The following is a 3,241-nucleotide window of genomic DNA, read 5'->3' as shown; positions in this document are numbered from 1 at the left end:
CAAGCAGCTCGCTATCCATAATCGCCACTCCAACAACTTTCCCATGAGGCCTCTAGGTTGGTTTTCTCCCTTAGAGTTCTCTGTCCAATATGTTTGACAAACCTACAAAAACGCCGCAGTCTGCGCGACCTTGCCTAAGTTGACGCGCAGAACAAAAAAAGAGCCGCACGGATGCGGCTGCTTTGTGGAGTGGGTATGACAGCCCGTGCGCCGGGCTTCGCTTCACAGCCCGCGCTTTTTCAGACCGCGAACCAGCTCGATATAAAACTCACGCACATCGAAGCCCGTAATGTCCTCACGCATCAGGTCGATCACGTCGCCATGGGAGATGCCCCGCTTGCCCGGCACGGTCAGGTTGCCGAGAAAATGCCCCCATTCGGCTGAGGAGCGCGCAACCAAGCCGTCATTCGGCTCCTTGTCATAGCGATTGACCAGCCTCCAGGTCAGATTCAGCGGAAAGCAAGCGCTTTTCGGGCTGCGCATCGTGCTCATCACACTCTGGTAGCAGACCCCGTCGGCATCAGGCGTCTTATCGTTGAACGCGGCGCAGGCGTCGGCCGCCAGATCGCGCACGCCGCCCATAAAATCCGGCTTTGTATCACCCAGCGCATGGAAGATTGCGTTATAGCGACGCTCCATCCAATGCAGTACGCCCTTCGGCAGCGTCTCCAGCAGGTGCTGGGCGAACACACAGCCGCGGTGCGGGGTGTTGATCGTGGTCAGCGAGGCGACATACGGTGCAAGCCCCAGCCGCGAGATCGCATAGCGGCTGTCCAGCCCGCCCTTGGAGTGTGCAATCAGATTGATCTTTTCCGCCCCAGTCTCGGCCAGCACGGCCTCGATGCGCGCCTTGAGCTCGGCGGCCGATACAGCCACCGGCGCGGCAGACTGCTGCCCGCCGTAATACAGCGTCGCGCCGCATTTCTGTAGGGCCTGCGGGATACGGCCCCAATAGTTGACATGCTGCCAGTCCCGGAAAAAGATGCCGTGTACCAGCATAATCGGGTATTTGGTACGGCAATCCTCATTTTCGGCATGAACGGCTTCGCGCTCGAGCCGTCCGAGGTTGAAGTAATATTCGTTGTGCGCCGCGCGCAGCACGCGGTAAAACAGGTACAGGTTAAACACCGGTATCCACCAGCCAAACAGCAGCAGCACACGCCAGACGATACGCAGCCGATTGCAAGTGACAAGCACGCGGAAAAAGCCGTTCAGCACCAGCAGCCCTATCACAGGCAGCCCTATCAGCAGGTCAACGACAACGGGCACCCACCGTGGCAGGCCGGGCATGCGGTCGTTCAGTCCGCCGGTGCTATACAGCGTCAGCCACAGTGCACCGGTTGCCGCAATGGACAAAAACGCTGTCAGCAGCAGCTCATAGCCGCCCAACAGCACACGCATACGGCGCGTCGCACCCGGCGCGCGACACGGCCGAATATGGATAACCAAATAACCAACCAGCAGCGCGAGCAGCACACCCGCCGCAGGCAGGCCGGGCAGCGGCATCACCTCGGTGAACAGCAGCAGATAGTTTGCCAGACAGAATACCGTCAGCACGCGCAGCAGCCGTGTGAAATACCTCATTTCTCCTTCCCCCTTGCGTGCGCCGATCAAGCGGCGCGGCAGCATCCTTTCCTGCTGCCTGATACAGAAAACAGGTCGCTTACGCGGCCTGTTATCGCAAAAGCTGGGAACAGACGCCCCGCTTTTTCCCAATATGGAGCAGCGCCCTCATCGCGCGCGCCTTGCTCGTTCAATACCGTATGAGCGGAAACGGATGCGGCTCGGACTCACCCGCCGGCAATAGCATGGAGGTAACGTCCGGCCGTCCGGTTTCGATAAAGTTGACCCCACGGTGGATGAGTCCGGCCAGCGTGCGCTCGTTGTTGGTCGGCAAACTCATGGTAAACAAGCCTGCCTGTCTGCAGGCATTGACCAATCTCGGTGTCAAGTCCCCTGCGGCAGCGCGTATGCCAAACAAGCCGGTCGTCTGTGCCGCCTGTACCAATGCGTCGACATTGTCCGGCAGCGCGGGCAGCTCACCCATAATGTGCAAATCCGGATTGGCAACTGCGATGCGAGCCGCCTCTACCAATCCTAAACCGACAAAAATCGTATCGTCCAGATAGTTCACATGCCGCAGCGTCATGCGCAGCTGCGGCAGCAGCGTCTGGTTATGTACCGTTATCGCAATTTTGGCCTGACAGGTACGCGCCAGCTCAATGGCCTGTCCGGCCGGAATGAGCTGCGGCGCCACCTGATGCAGCTCCGTATAGCTGAAATCGGCAATGCTCATCCGTGTGCCGTCCGCCGCCACGCAATAGCCATCCGACGAAAGCACTGCAATGCCGTCCGCGGTCATATCCACTGACAGACAGCAGCCCTTGGCTCCCTCTTCATTTCCGGCGAGGATGGATTCCAGCCCGTCCGGTTCGGTGTCCATACAGCCGACCGAGGACAGGACAAAAATCTCTTTATTGGTATAATACAATACCGTTCCCCTTCTTTCTGCTTACAGGGTTTCTGGCTGCTCGTACTCCACACCCATCGTATCGACGGTGACGGTTTTCATTTTCTGTTCCTGACGGGGGCGGTCATGCCAGTCGCGCGGGGCGTTGACAATGCCATCCACCACATCCATGCCTTCAATAACCATGCCGAAGGAGGCATACTGACCGTCAAGGTGGGGCGAATCCTCTGTCATGATGAAGAACTGGCTACCCGCGGAATCCGGCGCCATTGTGCGCGCCATGGAAAGCACGCCGCGGGTATGGTTCAAATCATTTTGAAAGCCGTTTGCAGTAAATTCGCCACGAATTTCATAACCCGGGCCACCCATGCCGGTGCCATCCGGGTCGCCGCCCTGGATCATGAAGCCCGGAATGACGCGGTGAAAAATCGTGCCGTTATAAAAGCCCTTTTCAATCAGGGAAATAAAATTGCGAACCGTATTAGGGGCGACCTCAGGATACAGCTCCGCGCGAATCACGCCGCCCTGCTCCATTTCGATGGTAATAATCGGGTTGCTCATGGTATATCACTCCATTATTGCGATTTTAAACGTATATATATGTATTGTAACAAATTTCCCGTGAAACAGCAAGCAATGTTTCCATAATGAAACTCTATGCTTTGTAGGAGTACAATACATCTTGGACAGTTGAATAAAAAAGGGATGAAGGATAAGGCCTCATCGGTTAAAGTTGAGTTGCTACACTTAACTTGACGAGAGGGGGCCATA

3 protein-coding genes are annotated in these 3,241 nt (G+C 56.9%); all 3 read right to left on the bottom strand.

Features of this window, described 5'->3' with window-relative positions:
* Nucleotides 1-222: 222 nt before the first annotated feature.
* A complete protein-coding gene (locus ACTQ3V_RS15355) occupies nucleotides 223-1,584 on the bottom strand; it encodes an esterase/lipase family protein (RefSeq protein ID WP_441468260.1) in 1,362 nt (453 codons plus the stop codon).
* A 169-nt stretch (nucleotides 1,585-1,753) separates the two neighbouring features.
* Complete coding sequence (locus ACTQ3V_RS15350; RefSeq protein WP_441468259.1) at nucleotides 1,754-2,491, bottom strand: hypothetical protein; 738 nt, start codon at nucleotides 2,489-2,491, stop codon at nucleotides 1,754-1,756.
* Between the two features lie 21 nt (nucleotides 2,492-2,512).
* Entirely contained in the window at nucleotides 2,513-3,031 is a 519-nt protein-coding gene (locus tag ACTQ3V_RS15345; protein ID WP_441468258.1) for a peptidylprolyl isomerase, read from the bottom strand.
* Nucleotides 3,032-3,241 lie beyond the last annotated feature (210 nt).

Source organism: Candidatus Agathobaculum pullicola, from assembly GCF_052117205.1.
GTDB classification, from domain to species: domain Bacteria; phylum Bacillota; class Clostridia; order Oscillospirales; family Butyricicoccaceae; genus Agathobaculum; species Agathobaculum pullicola.
This window is presented reverse-complemented; position numbering and strand designations above follow the sequence as displayed.

Coding starts and splice junctions, on each gene's coding strand:
- ACTQ3V_RS15345 (WP_441468258.1), bottom strand. CDS start 3,031: ATGAGCAACCCGATTATTACCATCGAAATGGAGCAGGGCGGCGTGATT.
- ACTQ3V_RS15355 (WP_441468260.1), bottom strand. CDS start 1,584: ATGAGGTATTTCACACGGCTGCTGCGCGTGCTGACGGTATTCTGTCTG.